This window comes from Microcystis sp. M083S1 (assembly GCF_020246405.1).
GTDB lineage: Bacteria > Cyanobacteriota > Cyanobacteriia > Cyanobacteriales > Microcystaceae > Microcystis > Microcystis aeruginosa_C.
Genome location: NZ_JADBTB010000076.1, coordinates 1 through 21,573 on the forward strand (window position 1 = coordinate 1; position 21,573 = coordinate 21,573).

At 42.7% G+C, this 21,573-nt stretch carries 19 protein-coding genes; 14 read left to right on the forward strand and 5 right to left on the reverse strand.

Translation table 11 applies throughout. The features are described 5' to 3' along the window. Nucleotides 1–118: 118 nt before the first annotated feature. Both IM450_RS07125 and IM450_RS07130 read right to left on the reverse strand, forming a co-directional pair. A complete protein-coding gene (locus tag IM450_RS07125) occupies nt 119–1,822 on the reverse strand; it encodes a solute carrier family 26 protein (protein WP_287667301.1) in 1,704 nt (567 codons plus the stop codon). Between the two features lie 299 nt (nt 1,823–2,121). Continuing rightward, complete coding sequence (locus IM450_RS07130; RefSeq protein WP_287667303.1) at nt 2,122–4,086, reverse strand: flavin-dependent dehydrogenase; 1,965 nt, start codon at nt 4,084–4,086, stop codon at nt 2,122–2,124. Nucleotides 4,087–4,207: 121 nt separating this feature from the next. On the opposite strand from IM450_RS07130, the gene IM450_RS07135 reads away from it, so the two are divergent. From IM450_RS07135 to IM450_RS07145, 3 genes are all read left to right on the forward strand, one after another. Beyond that, on the forward strand, nt 4,208–4,450 hold the full coding sequence (locus IM450_RS07135) for a hypothetical protein (RefSeq protein ID WP_002800028.1): 243 nt from the start codon (nt 4,208–4,210) through the stop codon (nt 4,448–4,450). A 7-nt stretch (nt 4,451–4,457) separates the two neighbouring features. Further along, the gene (locus tag IM450_RS07140) at nt 4,458–5,273 is read left to right on the forward strand and encodes an LmeA family phospholipid-binding protein (RefSeq protein ID WP_002800027.1); all 816 of its coding nucleotides are present in this window, start codon (nt 4,458–4,460) and stop codon (nt 5,271–5,273) included. A 166-nt stretch (nt 5,274–5,439) separates the two neighbouring features. Further along, on the forward strand, nt 5,440–6,120 hold the full coding sequence (locus tag IM450_RS07145) for a GerMN domain-containing protein (protein ID WP_287667307.1): 681 nt from the start codon (nt 5,440–5,442) through the stop codon (nt 6,118–6,120). A gap of 43 nt (nt 6,121–6,163) precedes the next feature. On the opposite strand, the gene IM450_RS07150 is transcribed toward IM450_RS07145, so the two are convergent. Continuing rightward, nucleotides 6,164–7,225 carry a mechanosensitive ion channel family protein gene (locus IM450_RS07150; protein ID WP_002799810.1) on the reverse strand — a complete coding sequence of 354 codons (1,062 nt, stop codon included), beginning with the start codon at nt 7,223–7,225 and terminating at the stop codon, nt 6,164–6,166. A gap of 28 nt (nt 7,226–7,253) precedes the next feature. On the opposite strand from IM450_RS07150, the gene IM450_RS07155 reads away from it, so the two are divergent. From IM450_RS07155 to IM450_RS07170, 4 genes are all read left to right on the forward strand, one after another. Then, entirely contained in the window at nt 7,254–7,745 is a 492-nt protein-coding gene (locus tag IM450_RS07155; protein WP_002799809.1) for a c-type cytochrome, read from the forward strand. 329 nt (nt 7,746–8,074) lie between these two features. After that, nucleotides 8,075–10,225 (forward strand): O-linked N-acetylglucosamine transferase, SPINDLY family protein, encoded by a 2,151-nt coding sequence (locus IM450_RS07160; protein ID WP_287667310.1) that lies wholly within the window; start codon nt 8,075–8,077, stop codon nt 10,223–10,225. Nucleotides 10,226–10,242: 17 nt separating this feature from the next. Beyond that, on the forward strand, nt 10,243–12,402 hold the full coding sequence (locus IM450_RS07165; protein ID WP_287667312.1) for an O-linked N-acetylglucosamine transferase, SPINDLY family protein: 2,160 nt from the start codon (nt 10,243–10,245) through the stop codon (nt 12,400–12,402). A 12-nt stretch (nt 12,403–12,414) separates the two neighbouring features. Continuing rightward, nucleotides 12,415–14,580 carry an O-linked N-acetylglucosamine transferase, SPINDLY family protein gene (locus IM450_RS07170; protein ID WP_287667315.1) on the forward strand — a complete coding sequence of 722 codons (2,166 nt, stop codon included), beginning with the start codon at nt 12,415–12,417 and terminating at the stop codon, nt 14,578–14,580. A gap of 5 nt (nt 14,581–14,585) precedes the next feature. Here IM450_RS07170 and pip read toward each other — a convergent pair whose 3' ends face one another. After that, a complete protein-coding gene (pip, locus tag IM450_RS07175; RefSeq protein WP_002782674.1) occupies nt 14,586–15,536 on the reverse strand; it encodes a prolyl aminopeptidase in 951 nt (316 codons plus the stop codon). A gap of 191 nt (nt 15,537–15,727) precedes the next feature. Here pip and IM450_RS07180 point away from each other — a divergent pair, with 191 nt between their 5' ends. The 7 genes from IM450_RS07180 to IM450_RS07210 all read left to right on the forward strand — a co-directional run bounded on the left by IM450_RS07180 (nt 15,728) and on the right by IM450_RS07210 (nt 20,702). Further along, entirely contained in the window at nt 15,728–17,119 is a 1,392-nt protein-coding gene (locus IM450_RS07180; RefSeq protein ID WP_287667318.1) for an NAD-dependent malic enzyme, read from the forward strand. A gap of 31 nt (nt 17,120–17,150) precedes the next feature. Further along, a complete protein-coding gene (locus IM450_RS07185) occupies nt 17,151–17,885 on the forward strand; it encodes a M15 family metallopeptidase (protein WP_287667321.1) in 735 nt (244 codons plus the stop codon). 355 nt (nt 17,886–18,240) lie between these two features. Continuing rightward, nucleotides 18,241–18,417 carry a hypothetical protein gene (locus tag IM450_RS07190; RefSeq protein WP_002799794.1) on the forward strand — a complete coding sequence of 59 codons (177 nt, stop codon included), beginning with the start codon at nt 18,241–18,243 and terminating at the stop codon, nt 18,415–18,417. Between the two features lie 45 nt (nt 18,418–18,462). Further along, nucleotides 18,463–18,903, forward strand: a complete 441-nt coding sequence (locus IM450_RS07195) for a protein kinase domain-containing protein (protein WP_287667493.1) — start codon at nt 18,463–18,465, stop codon at nt 18,901–18,903. Between the two features lie 67 nt (nt 18,904–18,970). Next, complete coding sequence (locus IM450_RS07200; protein WP_002756830.1) at nt 18,971–19,240, forward strand: hypothetical protein; 270 nt, start codon at nt 18,971–18,973, stop codon at nt 19,238–19,240. Nucleotides 19,241–19,399: 159 nt separating this feature from the next. Next, the gene (locus IM450_RS07205; protein ID WP_002799790.1) at nt 19,400–20,068 is read left to right on the forward strand and encodes an energy-coupling factor ABC transporter ATP-binding protein; all 669 of its coding nucleotides are present in this window, start codon (nt 19,400–19,402) and stop codon (nt 20,066–20,068) included. Between the two features lie 73 nt (nt 20,069–20,141). Continuing rightward, nucleotides 20,142–20,702, forward strand: coding sequence for an NYN domain-containing protein (locus IM450_RS07210; RefSeq protein WP_002742028.1), 561 nt, complete (start codon nt 20,142–20,144; stop codon nt 20,700–20,702). Nucleotides 20,703–20,830: 128 nt separating this feature from the next. On the opposite strand, the gene sfsA is transcribed toward IM450_RS07210, so the two are convergent. Continuing rightward, nucleotides 20,831–21,550, reverse strand: coding sequence for a DNA/RNA nuclease SfsA (sfsA, locus tag IM450_RS07215; protein ID WP_002755011.1), 720 nt, complete (start codon nt 21,548–21,550; stop codon nt 20,831–20,833). Nucleotides 21,551–21,573 lie beyond the last annotated feature (23 nt).

Sequence of the window (21,573 nt, forward strand, 5' to 3'; positions counted from 1 at the left end):
GCCAAGCTTTTCTGGTCGGAACCCCCTAAGCCGAGTTTTCAAGGTGCTGCGCCGTCCACTTGGTTTTCGAGACTGGCCTTTTAATTCTAACGTAAAGCCAACCTAGAACGGCGGGGTTTCAGACCCAAAATTTCCGATGAAACGCCTCGATCGCTTCCTCTAGGGTTGGATAAATACGTTCGGTCGAGATCGTCTCGGATAGGTCTCCTTTTTTTAATTGCTGATATAAATCTTGCTTCACCCGCGCCATGGCAAAAGTAATACCACGGCCGATTAATTCTCGATGTAATTCTTTCAACATATCGACCGCCGTAATATCGATATCTAGAATTGCTTCGGCATTGAGAACGAACCACTCGACGGGGACTTTCTCCGCTTCGATCGCCGCTATTACCCGTTTCCGAAAATTCTCGGCGTTGGCGAAACAGAGGGGCGCGTCGTAACGGTAGAGAACCAATCCGGGGATCGTCGTCGCGCCCTGCCAATCCTCGATGTCGTGCAGGCCCGCCAGATTCGGCACTTCCCCCAAAACCGCATCGTGTGGTCGCATCAGCCGTGCGAACAGATCGACCACCGATAACCCCACGGCAACGCCCACCCCGACGAGGATATCGGTGGCCAGGACACCGAACATGGTGACGAGCGCCAATCGGAACTCACTGGTTTTGAAACAACGCAGACGGTTGAACTCCGATATCTCGATCAGACGGAGTGCGGCATAAATCACGATCGCTCCTAGGGCTGCTTTCGGAAACAGGGATAGCAGCGGTCGCAAGAACAAGAGTACCAAAATCACGATCAGAAAAGCCACGAGGGAAAACAGTTGCGATCGACTGCCCAGAGAATCGCCGATCGCCGTGCGACTGCCGCTACTGCTGACGGGAAAGCCTTGCATGATGCCGTTACCGATATTCACCGCTCCCAGGGCGAGTAATTCCTGATTGCCATCGATGCGATAGTTGTTTTTCGCCCCGAAGGCGCGGGCGGTCAAGACGTTATCGGAATAGCCAACGAGGGCGATACCGATGGCCGAGGAGAGTAAATAGACGAGCTGCTGGGAAGAAAAACCTCTCGGTACTTTCAAACTCGGTAAACCGGCGGGAATTTCCCCGATCACGGCGATGCCGCGCTCGTTCAGATCGAACAAATATACTGCCGATGTCGCCAGTAGAACCGCGAGTAAAGGGCCGGGGGCATTGGGAAAGCGACGTTGTACCACTAGCAGGAAAATTAAAACACCGGCGGCAAGAATCAGAGTTGGTGGGTGAATCTCGGATAAATGTCGGGAAAATTCCCCGATCTGTCCGAAAAGCGATTCCGCTTTTAGTGACATCCCGCTAATTTTTCCCAACTGACCGACGATCATGATCACCGCTACCCCGGCCATGTAGCCGACGAGGATCGGTTTGGAGAGGAGATCGGCGAGAAACCCCAACTGGGCGAAAGCGGCGAGGCAGCAGACGCTCCCCACGAGTAAGGCCAATAGACTGCACAGACTGGCGTAGTTGCTACTATCCCCCGCGACGAGGGGCATGATAGCGGCGGCGGTCATTACTGCCGTTGTCGATTCCGGCCCGACGGAGAGTTGTGGTGAGGAACCGAGCAGCGCATAGATAAGCATGGGCGGTAGGATCGCCCATAATCCGGCGATCGGTTGTACTCCGGCCAGTTCCGCGTAGGCCAGACATTGGGGAACGAGATAGGCCGCCACGGTGATCCCCGCGATGATATCTCCCCGCAACCAGGCCGAGCGATAGGATCGCAGACGCTTTAACCCGGGTAGGGAAAACTGCTCCCTAGAAAAATTTAATCGAGTAGGCATCCTCATCTTTTCTCCTGTCATCGAAAATGTCTCGAAAATCTCGCCCCCGGCGACCCTGGCGGTAGGAATAATTTTTCGCCAGTTTAACCCGGTTTTTTCTAGTTTATTTTGCTTGCATCGGAACCGAGAAGTTTATTCGCCCAGGTCTTAGTCATACCAAATTAAATTGTATTCAGTAAGGATCAAGGGAAATCCTGTCAGAGAAGCAACCCTCTGGGGGTGTTAACTTCTTAAACAATTCATCTACTTTGACTTCTAACGCGCTTAGGGTGATGGGAGCGTCAATTGATAAATATCCTCTAATTTCTTAAGCTATAATTAAAACTCAATAACTTTAACCAGAGGCGGGGATTGTCTTTTTCTAGCCAGCTTTGGGAGTTTTTTAACCATTGGGGAAACCAGGAACCAAAAAACAGATTTTTGACTCCATCAAGGCTAAAATCGAGATAGGAACCTAACCACCGAATTAAATCCTGACTGCCAGCCATTTCTGCTATCCATAACAGTAAAGCGGGGTTTTTTCTGGCCGCTTTAATTGCTAAACGGCTAAAGGTCAACCAATCGGTTTTATCCTTAATAAAGGTTTCAGAAACCTCCGGCGGTTCGTCGGCCAATAAACCGAAAAATGTGTTTAACATGGCGTTGATTCTTTGGGGTGGTAAGGTTTTTCCTGTGGGAACCATCATTCCTTTAGAAAATAACCAAGTTACCGCCACATTGCTTTGATAGGCCCGCACATTTTCTAGGTCTTTAGCTGTTAGTAAATCGTGTTTCAATGCCATATCCAAAAGATGGGTTAAGCGCTCTAAATTACGCACCAAAGAACCGAATCCAGTAAAGATTAAGGGTGATTGCAGGGAGGCGGCATCACCGATGGCTAAAATGCGATCAAAGGAGACAATTCGATCTTTTTTTCCTGTACTAAAATGCCCCGGTATATAACCAAAGGTTGGTTTTTTCCAGGTTAATTTTTCTGGGTCACACTGTCGATATTCGGGCAGAATAGTAAAGAAATCTTCGTACATTTCCAACAGAGAACCGGGGTTATCGGGATGGACTTGATGATAGTGAAATAGATAGAAGGTTAATTCTTTTCCTTCCCCCGGAAATAATTCCCAAATTAGTTGTCTGCCTTTAGAAATATCGCCATGGGAATTTAAGACATCGCCATAGTGAGAATCCCACACCACTGGATCGAATCCTTCTACTACTGCCCCCACCGTCGGACAGACACTATCAAAGGCACGCACTCCGTTTAATTGCCAAGCAATCGGGGAGGCAGACCCCATGGCATCAATCAATAAACGACCTTTTATCTGTTGAATTTCTCCACCATGATTAAGGGTGACAGTAACACTATTAGCAGTAATATCAGACTTAAGAAATTCGGTTTGATCGAGAATTTTACCGCCATATTCCTGTATTTTTTTACCGCAGGATTGCAGCAATTGATCGGAATTAATGGCGATATTTAAAACCGTGGGAGTATGGAGAATCTCCGCCTTCAGATGGGGGGGATTATTGCCATCAAAAAACTTATTAAAGCCATCGAGGTATTCTTGGAAGATTAATTCCTCGAATTCTTCGGCAGTAAATAGGCCTAAATTAATTAAACTTTGAAACTCCGATCGAGAGATATTCCATTCCCGATTCATCCGTCCGAAAGGCAGTCTTTCTACTAAGAGGACTCGATAACCTAATTTGGCCATCTGTGCGGCGTGAATTGCCCCCAAGGCACCACCAATATAAATTAAGTCGTAGGCGATGGGATGATCATTTTCCTCACTGCTAGAGAAAATTACCGGCTGCGGTTGTTGGGGATTTTTGGCACTGTCGCGCCAACGTTTTTCCCACCAGTACAACCGTTCTAAATCTGCCTCCCCTTGCGGCATTTTGCGGAAGTAGTGAACCGTTAGGGGATAGTCCGCTTCTAAAGCTGTAAAAATTGAGTGATTTTTTCGATCGATGTTTGGTATCGTGTTACACTGCGGCGGAAAACGCTTTTGTAAAGCTCGATCGAGCTGCCGAGTTAGGGATGTTTCCAGGTAATGCGATCGCTCACCCCAGCGGAAAACTTTTAAATAAGTAGTCCGTTGCAGCGTCCAGACAAAGATCGACAATTCGATCGCCTCCGATAAGCGCAATCTCACCCCGTTAGGTGTATTTGTCTTGACACCGCTTCCGGGTTGCCAATCGGATTGTAACCACTGACAAACGGCGATCGAGTCGGGAGTCGGAATTTCTCTGTAAAGGATTTCTCTCATCTTGATTTAGCTATTACACCCAAAAATCGTCTGATTACGCTAGACTACACAAAAAGTTTTCTGAAAAAAGTTGAAAAAACTTTACATACCTAGATTAATACACAGCCAGGACCATCTGATTATGAATTATCCTATCCCGACTACCCCCGAAGAAATTGCCGCCCTCCGACAGCGTCCCGTGGATGAGGAGATGATCGCTGCCGTGATTGCGGGAATCATTAGAATGGCCCGCGCTCAAGGCCAATCTCTCGATGATCTTACTGAAGAAATTCTCGCAGAAGACCCGATTTTAGATCAAGTGCAACGACGTTGGTTAAGTCAGCTTTTGACTAATGCTTGGCAAAATTTAGCTGAATGGGTGTAATTGGGCGATGGAATGGCTAACAATCACTCTCGCTAGTGTTTTGACCCTGTTAACTCCCGCAGGGGCAATTATTGATACGGTTTTAGCCCATACCCTTCGCTCTCAAGTCCAAAAAGTGGAACAATTAGCCGTCAGGGTCGATAATACTCCCAATTATCAGGCTCTGCAAGGCAAAATCGATCGAGTTCGCATTTCTGCACGGGGAATTTATCCCCTTGCTGATGTTCGCATTGAGAAGATCGAGCTAGAAACTGAGCCAATTAGCCTCGATTTGCGGCGATTACAGCAAAAAAACGGCAATTTAGCCGCCGCTCTGCGCCGACCGGCTGCGGGGGCGTTGCATCTTGTCCTCACGGAAACTAATGTTAATCAAGCTTTACAATCGGCAGCGGTCAAAGAACAAATTCAGACCCTGATTAATAATCTAATTCCTTCTAGGGAAGAATCTTCTAGCACAAAATATCAACTTAGTCAAGCAAATTTTAACTTTCTTAATAATAATCGCGTCGCTCTGAGGCTGCAGCTGGAGACCCAAAAGCCGGACGAACCAGCAGCCAGCCTCGACCTTAGCCTAGAAGTGGGATTTAAGCTAGTGCAGGGGCGAAAAATCGAGCTTATTGACCCCACAGCCACTCTTAATGGTCGTCGCCTCTCCTCGCGCCTTCTCAAGGGGTTTGCCGAGGGTATATCCACCCAGTTAGATTTAAAAAACTTCGAGAAACAAGGGATTATCGCCCGCCTTCTACAATTGCAGATCGACGATGATAAGCTGAGTATAGCCGCCTTTGGCAGCATCAAGCCTCGATCGGGGAACCCCAATTAAATTTAACGGTCAGAAAACAGGAGATCGGAAGTGGGAATTATGAATTATGAATTATGAATTATGAAGTGGGGAAGTGAGGAAGTGGGGAGACCACTTCGTGCGCGTTGCGGGGGGAGAATAAAAGCGTTCGACTGATAACTGATAACTGATAACTGATAACTGAATTATGCCTAGTTCTCGCTCTAGTGATAAAATCTCTTTGCCTTGGATAATTGGTATCGGCCTCGCTTTATTTACTGCTGGTGGGGCCACTGCCTGGTTTGCCGTCCATCACCTATCTTCCTCCCAGAAAACCAGCGAAAACCCGATTGAATCTCCCAGTCAGGTGCCGATAAGTCAATCGCCAATTGTTGAACCAGTTTCTCCGGGTCCAGTGAAGACAAGTCCGACAGCGACTCCTGCAGCTATTCCTGTTAGGGAAACTCGACAGGTTTATTGGTTAAAAGTGACTGATACGGGGAATCAATTAGTCAGCCAAGAAATTACCGTTCAAAAAGCCGATGGCCGCGAGGGAGAGTTAACAGCAGTATTACAAACTCTATTAGCCGGTCCAAGTAATCCTCAGGATATGACTACTATTCCCCCCGGGACTAAATTACTTGATTTAAAAGTAGATAAAACGGGAATTAAGATTAATCTCTCGCGCGAGTTTGGCAATGATGATGGTCCTGATATGTTAATCGGTCGTTTGGCACAAATCATCTATACTACTACTGCCGAGGATCCCAATGCCAAAGTCTGGATTCAAGTGGAAGGAAAACCCCTAGAATTATTAGGAGAAGGCCACGGTCTTGAAGTTGCCCAACCGATGACTCGTAAGTTTTTTGAGGAGAATTATCAGTTGTGAGCTGCCCGCGCTTTAAATTGTTGGTTGCCATAGGGAATTGAGGTTAACTAGGGGGATTAGTGGGGGGATAGGGAAAAAAAATCGGATAGGGAAGTTTAATTCCTTCTTGCTGATAGCGTCGGTGTAGGAGTTTAATAAATTCGTGTTTAATGGTGAGGTGTTGAAAAAATTCTTCTTCTACCACCTTGAGATAAACCGTCAGCAGGATACTATAGTAATCGAATTTACCATAACGGATCAAAGGTTGATAGTCACCGAGGTGAGGTTGCAATAACTGGGCGATTTCTTGCATAACTTCTAGGGTAACTTTTTCGACTTTTTCTAAGTCACTATCGTAACTAATGCCCACTTCCACGGGGATGAGGAGGGAGTGATCTGGTAAACTATAGTTACGGAAACTAGAAGAAATGATCTGAGCATTGGGAATAACCAAAAGATTATTGGTAATTTCTTCGATTACTGTGCATCTTAAATCCACATCTCGCACATAACCAGCTTCTCCCGTTCTCAGTTCAATATAATCTCCCGGTCTAACTTTTTTAGAAGTGATAATATTAATCCCTGACATTAAATTAGCTAGGGTATTTTGGAGAGCTAAACCGAGGGAAACACCCCCAATACCAAAGGCAGTAAGCATCGGAGTTATCGAAATGCCAATCGAGCTTAAAATAAGCAAAAAACCGCAGCTAAAAATCAGAACTTTGGCGAGAAATTCAAATAGGGAAGTTAGGGAAGAAATGCCATCATCTCCCGTGGTATAAAATCGTAATATTTCCACGGATAATTGAGCAATAGCCCAAGTAGCCGAAGCTAAAAAAGCCACTAGCAGCAATTTTTGGCTCAGGAGAATCAGGTAGGGAAAGAGGGGAAGATTGGGAAGGGAGAGGGCAATATTTAAACCCAAAAGTCCGAACCAAAGTATGCTTAATCCGCGAAGGGAACGTAAAACCCCTTCCGAGAAACGCAGGTTTTTTTCTCTGGCAATCGATAAAAGTTGACTGACAACGCGCTTTTCTACGAGCCATCCCAACAGCAGGAAACTGAGGACGATGATGATAGGTAAGATAATATAGGGCCAATCTTCCAGTCTGGTTAATAGGTTCATTGCTAGAGGGTTAGAAAAAGATACACTTTTGTCTTATATTATTCTCCATTTGCCTATCTCTAGCAGCGGCGGTGGAATTTTGGGGCAAAAAGTTGCAAAATGTAAAGAGAAACTCATCTTTCCTTCGGCAGCTTGCGTGAATAGTCAGTTATTTAAACCAAAATTCGGACTTTATCGATTCTTAATGGTTATAATCGTGGTTTTGTTCCTGATTAGTGCCTTTTTAATCACCTTTCATCTGGCTAAGATGTCGGATCCCTACATTAAAGAGGTGTTATCCCGACAAGGCAATGTCAGTCGTGGTTACGAAATCTTTCAGATTAACTGTGCTGCTTGTCACGGTCAGTTTGCTGATGGCATCGTCGGACCGAGTTTAGAGGACGTTTCCCGTCGCAAATCGAGAATTAGTCTGATTGAACAGGTAATTAGCGGTAAAACACCGCCAATGCCCAAATTTAAGCCCGATACTCAAGCTATGGCCGATTTATTGGTTTATTTAGAAAATCTTTCAAAAAACTGACTTGAAAGAGGGTGTAGGGTGTAGGGTGTGGGGTATAGGGAAGGAAACCTCTTTCGTCTCTGGTGGTGAAAACTTTTTCATCGGGACTGACTCTTGGCTGAGATTGATGGTAAGCTGGGACGCGTTGAAACTGGGTGCAGAGTGGGAAGTGGGGGAATGGGAAGTGGGGTAGTGGGGGAATTTCAACTAAAACCCCAACACCCCCCCGCAACGCGCACGCAGTGACCACCCCAAAACCCAACCCCTGAGCGACTGATAAATTTTACTTATATAGAAAAATTTTGCCTCTATTTGAGTATGCTAGTAGAGACACTTAACGATAAATACTTATGTCTTGGCATTCCCAAGTTGAACCGGCAATTATCCAAGGGGATTTCTGGCAGGTTAGCCAATTTTACGAAGAACTGATAGAAAGAGACCCCCTAGAAATTAGTCATTATTGGTATTTAGGATTAGCCTATCTTTTAGAAGCTAGGGAAGAAGAAGCACAAACCACATGGTTATTCGTCCTCAGTCAAGGGGATGAACAGGAGGTGATGCTGTGGACAGCAGATTTAGTCAATATTTTGGATGGGGAAGCGCGAAGACAGTTAGAGTTAGGCAATTTAGAAACCAGTTGGTTAATTCGAGGACATATTCGCGAGATTAGTCCCGATAATATTGATAATTTGCTGCGGTTTATTTTATTAGCAATTGATTTGAATTATTTCGATAAAGAGCAGTTAAAAGCTTGGTTATTTGTCGATGTGTTAAAAACAAATAATTTCCAGAGTCTCGATTTAGGTTTATTAGTAGAAGTTTTAGAAAAATTTCTCGATTCTCAGATACCAGAAACCGTCCCTTACTTGGAAGCAATATTTCAATCTCACTGTCAGCGACAAACTTTCATCAAAGTAGTAGAAGCTAAAGTACCTTCTCTAGCCAGAAACAATAAACCATTGGCTATTGATATTATTAATACTTGTTTAGCAGTAGAACCAGAGCAAATTTATCTGTTAGCTGAACTTTATCAATGTTATTTTGATAATCGAGATTTTGCCGCTGCTATCCAAGTAGCTAATCAATTAAAAACAAGTTGTCAAGGGTTGCCTTCTCAAGCTGTAGCTGATTTTATTGCTCTTTATGTCAAATTATTTAGTGGTGATTGGGTCGATATTAAGGCAGATATTGAAGAATATGCAGAATCCTTGCAAAAAAGTATCGCTAATCAAGAATGTCCAAGATTATTGGATAAACCATACATAACAATTTTATCCCCTCTAACTTACCTAGAAGATAACCCAAGAAAAAACCGTTATATTAGTAATTGTATTGGTCAACTTTTTCAGGAATATGTTCGCAATAATTCTAACTGTAATTATCAGCAAAAATCGACTATTAAGAATACTAATAAAGTTCTAAAAATTGGCTATATTGCCCATACTTTATATAATCATTCTATCGGATTAATCGCTAGATGGTTAATGAAGTATCATGACTATAATGAATTTCATGTCTCTTTGTACCTAGTATCTCAAAAAGAAGACATTATCACTGAAATTTTTTTTAAAAATCAGGTAAATGCTTGCTATAACTTACCGATTGATCCTCAAGTAATTGCTGAAAAAATTAGTCAAGATAATATTGATATTTTGGTAGATTTAGACAGCATCACTAATAAAGCAACTTGTCAAGTCATGGCACTAAAACCCGCACCAATACAAGTGACTTGGTTAGGTTTTGATGCGTCAGGAATTCCCGCAATTGATTACTATCTTGCTGATAATTATGTTTTACCAGCAGATGCACAGGAATACTACCGAGAAAAAATTTGGCGCTTACCTAATTCCTATATTTGTGTGGATGGTGTCGAGGTTGCTTCCCCCTCTCTCCGCAGGGATGATTTAGGGATTCCAGAGGATGCAATTAATTACTTAACCGTACAAACGGGGATTAAACGTAACCCTGAAACTATTCGACTTCAGCTACAAGTTTTAAAGGCAGTTCCTAATAGTTATTTGAGTATTCAAGGGTTAAGTGATGCTAAATCAGTGGAAAAATTATTTTTCAAAATTGCCGAGGAAGAAGGAATTAATTATGAGAGATTAAAAATCTTACCCCTCTATCCCACAGGAATTTATCGAGCAAATTTAAGAATAGCTGATGTGGTTTTAGATACCTATCCTTTTACGGGAGGAATGACGACTTTAGATGTGCTGTGGATGGGGATACCTTTGGTTACAAAAGTTGGTCAACAATGGTCATCGAGAAATAGTTATACTTTAATGGTTAATGCGGGAATTAGTGAGGGTATCGCTTGGAGTGATGAGGAGTATATCGATTGGGGAATTAAGTTAGGTAAGGATGAACAGTTGAGACGCAAAGTTATCGCTAAATTAGACGAATCTAGAAAAAATTCACCGATTTGGAATGCACGTCAGTTTACTAAAAATGTGGAAAATGCCTATCGTCAAATGTGGCAAATCTATTGTGAAAGTTAATCAGGGAGAATTAAATCATGTCTTGGCAAAATGAAGTTAAAACCGCTTTAGAAAACAATCAATACGATATTGTTAGTCAGTTTTACGAAGAACTGATAGAAAAAGAAACCACAGAAATTAGTCATTATTGGTATTTAGGATTATCCTATCTTTTGCAGGCAAAAGAAGAAGAAGCACAAGCTACTTGGTTATTTGTTTTCACTCAAGGAGATGAACAGGAAACTGATTCATGGATGCTAGAATTAAGCAATATTTTAACTACCGAAGCTAACCGACAATTAGAGTTAGAAAATCTAGAAACCAGTTGGTTAATTCGTAAACATCTACAGGAAATTAATCCCAGTTATCTCGATAATTTACTGCATTTAACCCTCATTGAAATTAAATTAAATAGATTTGATCCTCAACAACTGCAAGAATGGCAAATACTAGAATTAATTACTCAGGGTTCAGTTAACTCTCAATTATTGGAACGGGTAGTAATTGCCGTCATACGTTACGCTCATGAATATACCATAGAATTAGTTCGGTTAAGTTTACCCTATCTTGGCAATTCTCCAGAACTACTTAATCACGTCATCACTGTCACCCGACACTTTGCTTTTGAGAAATATCAACCTACTTATTCCGTTGACTTAGCGGAAGCTTTTCTTCCCCTTTATCCAGAAAATTTGTACTTAGTAGCTAATTTATTTTGGTTTTATGTTGTTGTACCTGACTACCAAAAAGCGATAAACTTTACCAAAGAATTTAAAGATAAAATCCAAACAATTGATTTAAAAATGTTTAGTCAATCTCTCCTCTTTAGTGGTTCTTTACGAGCCTCAAAATGGAATGACATTCCTAGTATTTGTCAAGAGTATAAACACTTAATTCAAGAATTTCTAGAAAAAAAGCCCCAAGACATACATCCCTTAGTTAGAGAAGGGTTACTAACAGTTATGGATCCGATTTCTTACTATGAAGATAAACCGAAAGAGAATCGACCGCTTTTAAGTAAGATTGGTAGTTTTTTCCAAGAAACTTACAAAGAAATGTTGGGTTTTCAAGAGGAAGGTTTTGATAAACCCAGAGAAGATAATCCCAATAAAAAACTTAAAATTGGTTACATTGCCCAAACATTAAAACGTCATCCCGTCGGTTTATTGAGTCGTTGGACTATTAATTATCACAATCGTGAACAGTTTGATATTCACCTTTATATGGTGAGTCAACCTGTGGATGAAATAACTAAACAATGGTTTTCTAATCCCGCAGATAAAATCTATCATGCTACTGCTGATTCCCTAGCAACCTACCGCAAAATTAAAGAAGATAACATCGATATTCTTGTGGACTTAGATAGTGGTACTGGGGCAATCGTTGCCCAAGTTATTGCCTTAAAACCTGCCCCTATTCAAGTTAACTGGTTAGGTTTTGATGGTTCTGGTTTACCCGCAGTAGATTATCTTTTAGCGGATCCTTATGTATTGCCAGAAAATGCCCAAGAATATTATCAGGAAAAAATCTGGCGTTTGCCTAATACTTTTGTCGCTGTGGATGGTTTTGAAATAGCCGTTCCTACCCTGCGAAGAGAAGATTTAGGTATTAATAACGATGCGGTTATTTACCTAAGTTCTCAAACAGCAATTAAGCGTAATCCAGCGATGATTCGCTTACAAATGCAAATACTCAAATCGGTACCTAATAGTTATTTCCTGATTCAAGGAGTTGCTGATGATAATTCCCTCCTGGATTTATTCTGTCAAATTGCCGCAGAAGTTGGAGTAGAAACTAATCGAATTAAGATGCTTCCTCTCTATCAGACGGAAACCTACAGGGCAAATTTAGCCATCGCTGATGTGGTTTTGGACACCTATCCCTTTAATGGTGGTACAACCACCTTAGAAACCCTCTGGATGGGAATTCCTCTCGTGGTTAAAGTGGGGCAACAATGGTCATCACGCAACGGTTATACTTTAATGATGAATGCGGGAATAACTGAGGGTATAGCTTGGAGTGATGAAGAATATGTGCAGTGGGGAATTAAGTTAGGATTGGATAAAAATTTAAGAGAGGAAGTCCGTTGGAAACTCCGAAAGTCTCGTCATACATCTCCCCTCTGGAATGCCAAACAATTTACCAGAGATTTAGAAAATGCTTATCGGCAAATGTGGAATATTTATTGTCAATCTTAGCGGATAAAAACTATGCAATGGCATCAAGACATACAAACACACTTAAACGACAATAATTATCAACTGGTATTGCAGTTTTATGAACAATTAATTGAAAACAATTCTCCAGTAATTGAGGATTATTTTTATCTAGGATTAGCCTATCTTTTACAAGATAGAGAAGAAGACGCGCAAGCTACTTGGTTACTGGTGTTGAGTCAAGCAGCCGAATCAGAATTATCGGGGTGGATAGAAACTTTAACTCAAATCTTAGATGCAGAGGCAACCAGACAAGAAAATTCCCAAAGATTAGAGACAAGTTATCTAATTCGATTGCAGCTACAAAATCTTAATCCTAGTTTTTTAAACAATCTCCTGCATCTGATGGAATTAGAAATCCAATTCCAAATTTTTGCGATGGAAAAGTTCAATGATTGGTGTGTATTTGAACTGTTAGAAAATACAGCTACAGCAGCAATTAATGTTGATTTACTGCTGGGAGTGACGGAAAAAGTTTTAATCTACCCCTGTACTGATACCATCCACTTTTTAGAATTAGCAGCCTTACATATCAATAATCCAGAAATAATTGCAGCCAAAGTTATCTCAGCAATTGTCAATTATGCTTATCAACAAAAGCAAAGTGTATTTGCCATTAATTTAGTAGAACTTTGTTTGCGCTTTCTACCGGAGGATTTATACCTACAAAATAGTTTGTTTAATCTTTATAAAACCACCACTGTTGACTATAAAAAATCTCTAGAAATTGCCGATAATTTTTATAAAAGTTGCCAAACAACTACTGAAAAGCTCTTGGGAATTTCTCTAGTAATTGGTATTTTACAAGCTAAGGGAGACTGGGGAAATTTACCTAAATTTATCGATGAATTAATACAACTAATCGAGGGACAAATTAATGCCAAACAATTTAATGCACGTCCCTTTATTATCGACTCTATTTTAGGAGTTACTATCTGTCTTCCCTACTATCAAGATAATCCCAAAATTAATCGCTATTTACAAAGTAAACTAGCGGAAATTTTCCAAGCAGATGTGAGAAACCGCTATAACTATATCGCTCCTGTTTCTTCTCCAAAATCTCCAGCGAGAAAAATAAAAATTGGTTATATTGCCCATACTCTCCGTCGTCATTCTGTGGGTTGGTTAAGTCGCTGGTTATTTCACTATCATAATCGAGATAAATTTGAAATTTACACCTATTTTGTCAACCAAGCAGCGGACGAAATTACTGAAAAATGGTTTATAAATAACTCAGATTATAGCTATAACTTGCCCGCAAAAATTGAACAAATAACTGCACAAATTCGTCAAGATAACTTAGATATTTTAGTGGATATTGATAGCTTAACTAATAATACAACTTATCTAGTAATGGCTTTAAAACCAGCACCGATACAAGTAACCTGGTTAGGATTAGATGCGTCGGGAATTCCTGCTATTGATTATTTTATTGCCGATAACTACGTTTTACCCGAAAATGCTCAAGAAATTTATTCAGAAAAAATTATCCGACTTCCTAACTCTTATTTATCCGTGGATGGTTTTGAAGTGGGTGTTCCCACTAGGAGAAGAACTGATTTAAATATTCCCGATGATGCTATTATTTATCTGACCGTGCAATCGGGATTAAAACGCACTTTAAACATGATTTGTCTGCAATTGCAGATTCTTCAACAGGTTCCTAATAGCTATCTTTTAATCAAAGGTTTTGCCGACAAAGAAACCATTCGAGAATTATTTCTCAAAAGTGCCGACGAATTGGGAATTAGTCAAGATAGATTAAGATTTTTGCCCAATGATTTCAATGAGGAAACCCATCGCGCTAATCTAGGAATTGCTGATATAGTTCTCGATACCTATCCCTATAGTGGTGCTACCACAACCCTAGAAACCCTCTGGATGGGGATTCCTTTAGTCACTAGGGTTGGTGAACAATTTGCAGCCCGTAATAGCTATACTTTTATGAAAAATGCCGGCATTAGTCAGGGTATAGCTTGGAGTGATGAGGAATATGTGCAGTGGGGAATTAAGTTAGGATTAGATCAAAATTTAAGGGAAGAAATTCGTTATCAATTACGTCAATCTCGCCATAGATCTCCCCTCTGGAATGGGAAAAAATTTACCCTAGATATGGAAAAAGCCTACGAACAAATTTGGCAAAATCATCACGATAATTAGGTGATTTATAAGTTAACAAATTTATCGGTAGCCTCAATTAAAGCACTACGAATTCCCACTTCTGTCATCGAATGTCCCGCATCGGGAACAATGATAAATTCCGCTTCCGGCCAAGCTTGATGTAATTCCCAAGCAGAAATCATCGGACAAACAATATCATAACGTCCTTGCACGATAACCGCGGGAATATGGCGGATTTTATCAACATTTTCGATCAGTTGGTTATCCGTCTCTAAAAAACCCTTATTGACAAAATAATGGCATTCAATGCGTGCAAAAGCTTCGGCAAAATTATCCTGACCGAATCTCTCGATTAAATTGTCTGCGGGAATTAATTTGCTGGTACTTCCCTCCCAAATTGACCAAGCTTTGGCAGCTTCTAGACGGATTTGGGGGTTATCGCTAGTCAGGCGCCGATAATAAGCGGCCAGCAAATCACCCCTTTCTTCCGGGGGAATAGGTGCTAAATAATTCTGCCAAATATCGGGAAAAATATAACTGGTTCCCTCTTGATAAAACCATTTTAATTCTTTTTCTCGCAGTAGAAAAATCCCGCGCAAAATTAAGCCTAAACAGCGTTCGGGATGGGTTTGACTGTAGGCTAAAGATAGGGTACTTCCCCAACTACCGCCAAAAACTACCCAGCGATCAATTTTTAATAATTCTCGTAGTTTTTCGATATCTGCCACTAACAGCCAAGTGTTATTTTCTCTTAACTCAGCGTGGGGGGTACTTTTCCCGCAACCCCGTTGATCAAAAAGGACAATTCTCCATTTCTGTGGATCGAAATACTGACGATAAATCCCCTCAATACCACCTCCAGGCCCGCCATGGAGAAATACTACCGGTTTACCCTGGGGATTGCCCACTTCTTCATAATAGATTGTGTGGAGAGCCGATACTTTTAAGTAACCAGTACAATAGGGATCGATCGCCGGATATAATTCTCTAGTCATATTTACAGTCTTTCTCATTAAGATAAAGTCTAACCTAATTTGCCATCTCCCCACACCCCACACCCCACACCCCGCTCCCCTGGTGTTAGGCCCAGAGAGACCCTAATAGCTAAAGAAACTGCACGATTAGATACCAAAGTCCCTCACAGATAGAAGATAATCAATATTTATCAGTATTGGAAGCCTTCAGCATGGTTCATTTAACGCCCAATCCTAGCTATAGTTTAAGTCTCAAGATAGAAATCCCCAATCAAGCGGGAACCTTCGCTTCTGTCCTCAATGCGATCGCCGATGTCGGGGGGAATTTAGGGCAAATTTCTCTGATCGAACGCAATTTAAAGATTAGCACCCGCGAGATTATGGTTGATGCCGCTAGTACCGACCAAGCGGAACAGATTATCGCTGCGGTTAAAGCTCTACCAGATGTTAAACTGCTCAAAGTTTCCGATCGCACCTTCGATATCCATCGTCGGGGTAAAATCTCCATTGAGAGTCGTATTCCCCTCACCTCCCAAGATGACCTGGCCATGGCCTACACCCCCGGAGTTGGTCGCATCTGCACCGCTATCGCTCACCAACCCGAACTGGTGTACTCATTGACCATCAAGGGCAACACCGTCGCTGTAGTGACCGATGGTAGCGCGGTATTAGGATTAGGAAATCTCGGGCCGGAGGCTGCCCTGCCGGTAATGGAAGGGAAAGCGATGTTATTCAAGGAATTCGCCGGAATTGATGCTTTTCCCATCTGTTTAGCCACCCAAGACCCCGAAGAAATCATCGCAACCGTCAAAAGAATCGCTCCGGTTTTTGGGGGTATTAACCTAGAGGATATCGGCGCTCCCCGCTGTTTTGAAATCGAGAAACGTCTGCGAGCGGAATTAAATATTCCCGTTTTCCACGATGATCAACATGGTACGGCGATCGTTTCCCTGGCTGCCCTGATTAATGCCCTCAAATTGGTCAAAAAATCGCTTGATACAGTCAAAATCGTCATTAATGGTGCGGGTGCGGCGGGAATCGCCATCGCTACTCTCTTTAAAACCGCAGGAGCCACAAATATAATCCTCTGTGATTCCCATGGCATCCTCTCCCAAAACCGGGACGATTTAACCCCAGAAAAACAAGCTTGGGCCGTGGCTGCCAGTGGTAAGCTAGGGGATGCTCTCAAAGGCGCTGATGTCTTCCTGGGGGTGAGCGCACCGGGGGTATTGACTCCCGAAATGGTCAAGGGAATGGCTAAAGATGCGATCGTCTTTGCCATGGCTAATCCCATTCCCGAAATTCAACCGGAATTAATCAATGATTTGGTGGCCGTGGTGGCTACCGGACGCAGCGATTATCCCAATCAGATTAATAATGTTCTCGCTTTCCCCGGATTATTTCGCGGGGCCTTGGACTGTCGCGCTAGGGCAATCACCGATAATATGTATCTGGAAGCGGCCAAAGCGATCGCTTCTTTGATCACTCCTGCTAATCTTGATCGAGAGAATATTATTCCCTCGGTTTTTGATGGTCGTGTAGTTACGGCTGTGGCCGCCGCCGTTCAACAGGCTGCTCGTCAAGATGGAGTGGCCGGGGAATAATGTAATTATGGTGCAGGAGGGTAAGTAAACCGTGAAACCGATCGATGATATTCCCGAAGCTTTGCGGGACAACCAGTACAGAAAAACTACTAATCCCCAGGGTCTAATAGCGATCGCAAGCGGTTTACTCGCTCTGGTGGGAACCGGCCTAATTGCCATAGCAGTCTTGAATCGTCCCCCTGCTTCCGTAAAAAAACCGGTTATTAACCCATCCCCCCCCATTAAAGCCACTCCTAGCCCGATTGAGAACATTCTAGGTCATTTACCCTATCAAGAGGCCCCAGAGACGGAATTAGCCCCCATTACTGGGGATGGTACTATGCGTTTAAGGAAACCGGCAGCCAAGGCTTTTATCCAGATGCAGAGTGACGCGAGAAGGTCGGGGGTGATTTTAATGCCGATTTCCGCATTTCGATCGAAAGCAACCCAAGAAAAGCTCTTTTTTGAAGTTAAAAAACAACGCAATCAGCAAACCCGCAAACGAGCAGAAGTGAGCGCACCTCCGGGTTACAGCGAACATCATACCGGTTATGCGATCGATATTGGCGATGGTAGCGCTCCCGCAACGAATTTAAGTAGCAGTTTTGCTAATACTGCCGCTTTTCGTTGGTTGCAAAATAACGCTGCCCAGTATAGTTTCGAGTTATCTTTCCCCGAAAATAATCCCCAGGGTATTAATTATGAACCCTGGCACTGGCGTTTTGTCGGGGATAGTCACAGTTTAGAAACTTTTTATAAAGCCCAACAATTAGGAAAACAAAAATAAGATAACCTGATCGGCAATTGCGTCCTGTAGGGGCGAAGCATTCGGACAATAACCTATCGCTGAAACCAGAGATTTTCTATCCGAATGCTTCACCCGTACTTTTTCAACTTTTTAGAAAACCTAACAATTAGGAAAACAAAAATAAGATAACCTGATCGGCGATCGATAGCATTATCTGGAGTTAATTACTAAAATAGGATGACATTGTCTTCTGGGTGTTTCTGATCTGTCCAAGCCGGTAGAATACTTAACAAATGAGCAACGGGAACGAGTTGGGGTTTTATTAGACTGGAACACCTATTCTCGATTTGCCAATCTATTAGGCCTCGATCAAGATTATTTGATTGGTTTGAGTGTGGATGAATTAAAAGCGCTGGCAAGTTGTCAATTAGCCCTGGTAGAGCCAACCCGTTTAGATGATTTAGTGATGAGAAATGCAGCATCTTTGCCCTGCGCTGATGAGGTAGCTGAGTTAGATGAGTTGTTGGCAAAAACAGATCAATTAACAATTCTTAAAACCCTTGCCAGATAACCGTTTATTTGGTGATGGAATTGGTGAAGGGACAAACTTTAAGAGATATTTTACGATAAACAACCAGAAAAGAGATTAAATGAGAAAGATATTGAGTCGGTAATGAATGATTTAGTCAGTGCTTGGGAAGCAGTGCATGATGAGAAGCAAGATATTTATCATTTAGATTTAAAACCAGATAATGTCTTAATTACCGATGAAAAACGGCTGGTTTTAATCGATTTTGGGGCAGCAAGGCAAGGATTGAGAAAGAATAGTCGCAGTGTTCAAGCTTTTACTGAAAGCTATGCAGCTCCAGAGGTAATTTTAGGGGAAGATGCAGGAAGTTATAGCGATTTGTTTGAGTTGGAGATGATGTTACATGAAATGTTAACAGGTGAGCTGCCTCTCCTGCGCAAGTCCCTTATGACCCTAAGGTTATCGGCGGTGGGTGATGGGCAACTATGGGGAGATAGGGGAATTTCAACTAAAACCCCAACACCCTAAAACCCCAACACCCAAGCCCTGTTATACAATGGTTTTTGACTTGTTTTTTGGAAGGGAACGCTAAACTATGTATTCGATCGATATTACCCTGAAACTCTCGCCCATCCCCATTTCCGTGCAGCGCAAGGAAGAAGCGGCGGCAGACGCTTTGTATCAAACAATTATTAACGCTATGCGATCGCCGAATCCAGAATTATTAGAATTAACCTGCGAAAAACAAACCGATAAAAAGGTGGCGGTTTTGAGCGATCAGATCAGTGCGGTGATTGTGTCACAAAAATCCGGGGCTGCCTCCACTGGTAGAGCGCCGGGGTTTGTCGCTTTAGCCACAGAATAGTTCTTTAATCAGTTATCAGTGAGCAGTAACCAGTAATCAGTGACAAAAAACGGCAACCGCCTACATAACACTTTCGGCTTAAAACTCAAAACTCAAAACTGATAACTGATAACTGATAACTGATAACTGATAACTGATAACTGAAAAGGCTGATAATTCATGACTATAAAAGTAAAAGATCTCTGGTTTAGCTGGCCGAATGGGAAATCAGTATTAAATGGCTGCTCTTTGCAAGTTCCCAGAGGAGAATTTTGGATGTTGTTGGGGACAAATGGCAGCGGTAAATCAACCCTGCTGCGGCTCTTAGCGGGATTATTAAAACCTAGTCGCGGTGAAATAGAGATACCTAACCCCCTCGGTTTTGTTTTCCAAAATCCCGACCATCAGTTAGTTATGCCAACAGTGGGGGCAGATGTGGCTTTTGGGTTGGTATCCGAGGGTTTATCCACGCCGGCAATTCGGGCCCGGGTGCGGGAATCCCTAGGGGCGGTGAATTTATTAGAAATGGAAAAACGACCGATCTATGCTCTCAGTGGCGGACAAAAGCAAAGAATCGCCATTGCGGGGGCTTTAGCTCGTCATTGCGAGGTTTTGCTCTTTGATGAACCCACCGCCCTTTTGGATGGGGATACCCAAATAGAATTAGTCTCTCAAGTGCAGAAATTGGTCAAAAACCGAGGGATTACAGCCCTTTGGGTGACGCATCGCCTGGAGGAATTGGATTACAGCGATGGGGCATTTTTGTTAGAGGGGGGTAAGGTAACGGATCGGGGAAATCCCCTAGAATTAAAAGCGAGATTATTGGCAAGTGCGGCGGTTGAATCTTAAATTTTTTGTTAATATCATTAGGATGCTGTTTTTTAGAACTGCCCTTAATGCTACACCAATTACTCTCAAAGCCATGGTTAATTCTTCTGATCGTTCCCTTCTGCTGGTTGACGGCTACAACGTCATCGGCGCTTGGCCGTCCCTGAAAAAAATCAGCGATCGCCACGGTCTCGAACCGGCGCGAGACAAGTTAATTGAAACCCTAATCGGTTACACCCACCATCAGGGTTATCAAACCCAAATCGTCTTCGATTCCTACCTTCAAGATACCCCCGGCAGCCAAGAACGCTACACTAACCATTTATCGGTTTATTTTACCGCTCACGCTCAAACCGCCGACACCTATATCGAGAAAACCTGCGCCGATTTTTGGCACGATCGCGCCCCAGCTATCGGACGGATTATCGTCGCTACCTCTGATAATGCCCAAAAAATGACCGTTATGGGTTATGGGGCCCAGTGGATTTCCGCTCAACGTCTGGAAATCGAGGTGGATTTAACCGGTCGTCGTCTGAGAAAATCCCAGAGTTCTTCTCAAAGTCCCAAAGGGCGTTTTTTATTCCATTCTCTCGATGCTCAGGTGCAACAGAAATTAGAGAAAATGCGCCACGGAATTAGTTATCAAAAACCTTGACAAATTACCCCAAATATGTATCGACAAAATCCCCATTAGAGGCACAGGTAACTGTGTCTCTAAGCTTTTCAAGGTCAGTTGCGGTCTGGGGGATTTTGTCAAAAGCTGGCCCATCTAAACCACTGGTTTCACAGTTGCAATTCTGCTAAACCTAAATAATAAATTCCCGTGGGTGTCACTTGGAAGCGACAGGGTAAAACCTTGACTCCTTTAGCCACTGCTTGACGTAATAACTGCCCGTATTTAGCATCTTTACTATCCCCCGGAGCAAACCGGTCACAATCACCCCGATTAATAAAGTAGAACATAATCGCCTCCGCTGCCGGCAATAAAGCCATTAATTCCTGTAAATGCTTCTGTCCTCGCGTGGTGACAGTATCGGGAAAAAGTGCCGTTTCTCCCTGATTCCAAGTGGTATTTTTAACCTCGATATAGGTGAGGGAATTATCCCCATGGGTCAAAAGAAAATCAATTCTACTGCCATTATTTTGACCGTAGGCCACTTCCGATCGCACCTCGGTGTCATTTTTGACCAAATCGGGAAAAACCCCTTGCAACAGGGCATTTTTCACCACCTGATTAGGAAGATTGGTATTAACTCCCACCCAAGTCTCCCCCAGTTGAATCATCTCCCAGGTGTAAGCTAATTTTCGCTTCGGGTTATCACTGCGAGAAAGATAAACCGGTTGACCTTCTACGCATACATCCGTCATCGGTCCGGTATTAGCGCAATGGGCCGTAATTAATTCTCCGTTGTCCAGTTGTATGTCGGCAAAAAAGCGTTTGTAACGTTTAATTAAAATACCCTTGACAAGAGAAGGGTATGTGTGAACTAACAAAGAAGTCATCAAATTTTCGCCAGGCTATATAA

Coding starts and splice junctions, on each gene's coding strand:
- IM450_RS07125 (WP_287667301.1), bottom strand. CDS start 1,822: ATGCCTACTCGATTAAATTTTTCTAGGGAGCAGTTTTCCCTACCCGGG.
- IM450_RS07130 (WP_287667303.1), bottom strand. CDS start 4,086: ATGAGAGAAATCCTTTACAGAGAAATTCCGACTCCCGACTCGATCGCC.
- IM450_RS07135 (WP_002800028.1), top strand. CDS start 4,208: ATGAATTATCCTATCCCGACTACCCCCGAAGAAATTGCCGCCCTCCGA.
- IM450_RS07140 (WP_002800027.1), top strand. CDS start 4,458: ATGGAATGGCTAACAATCACTCTCGCTAGTGTTTTGACCCTGTTAACT.
- IM450_RS07145 (WP_287667307.1), top strand. CDS start 5,440: ATGCCTAGTTCTCGCTCTAGTGATAAAATCTCTTTGCCTTGGATAATT.
- IM450_RS07150 (WP_002799810.1), bottom strand. CDS start 7,225: ATGAACCTATTAACCAGACTGGAAGATTGGCCCTATATTATCTTACCT.
- IM450_RS07160 (WP_287667310.1), top strand. CDS start 8,075: ATGTCTTGGCATTCCCAAGTTGAACCGGCAATTATCCAAGGGGATTTC.
- IM450_RS07165 (WP_287667312.1), top strand. CDS start 10,243: ATGTCTTGGCAAAATGAAGTTAAAACCGCTTTAGAAAACAATCAATAC.
- IM450_RS07170 (WP_287667315.1), top strand. CDS start 12,415: ATGCAATGGCATCAAGACATACAAACACACTTAAACGACAATAATTAT.
- pip (WP_002782674.1), bottom strand. CDS start 15,536: ATGACTAGAGAATTATATCCGGCGATCGATCCCTATTGTACTGGTTAC.
- IM450_RS07180 (WP_287667318.1), top strand. CDS start 15,728: ATGGTTCATTTAACGCCCAATCCTAGCTATAGTTTAAGTCTCAAGATA.
- IM450_RS07200 (WP_002756830.1), top strand. CDS start 18,971: ATGTATTCGATCGATATTACCCTGAAACTCTCGCCCATCCCCATTTCC.
- IM450_RS07205 (WP_002799790.1), top strand. CDS start 19,400: ATGACTATAAAAGTAAAAGATCTCTGGTTTAGCTGGCCGAATGGGAAA.
- IM450_RS07210 (WP_002742028.1), top strand. CDS start 20,142: ATGGTTAATTCTTCTGATCGTTCCCTTCTGCTGGTTGACGGCTACAAC.
- sfsA (WP_002755011.1), bottom strand. CDS start 21,550: ATGACTTCTTTGTTAGTTCACACATACCCTTCTCTTGTCAAGGGTATT.